Source organism: Streptomyces sp. GbtcB7 (assembly GCF_019091445.1).
GTDB lineage: Bacteria > Actinomycetota > Actinomycetes > Streptomycetales > Streptomycetaceae > Streptomyces > Streptomyces mirabilis.
In genome coordinates, this window is the sequence record NZ_JAGXJM010000600.1 from 1 (window position 1) to 238 (window position 238).

General features: G+C 74.8%; 1 protein-coding gene. It reads right to left on the reverse strand.

What is annotated here, in order from left to right:
- Positions 1-18: 18 nt before the first annotated feature.
- Positions 19-238, reverse strand: a 220-nt coding sequence (locus tag KVT44_RS56965; RefSeq protein WP_254651263.1) for a hypothetical protein, incomplete at its 5' end; no start/stop codon positions are given.

Genomic DNA, 238 nt, shown 5'->3' on the forward strand with positions numbered 1-238 from the left:
TCCCAGCCCTGGTGCGGGTCAGCGGGCGGGCTGGGCGGCGGCGGCCGCGACCACGGACGGGAACACGGCGATCCTTGTGCCGAGCGTCGGCGACGACGCCAGGGTCACGAAGGCGGCGCCCCGCACTCCGGCGGCCCGCCACTTCTCGACGGGGAACATCTGCCGGAGGGAGTCGATCCCCGCGTCACGCAGATTGGGGTCATCGCCGATCTGCTCGGGCTCGGGGCCGGCCTCCTCG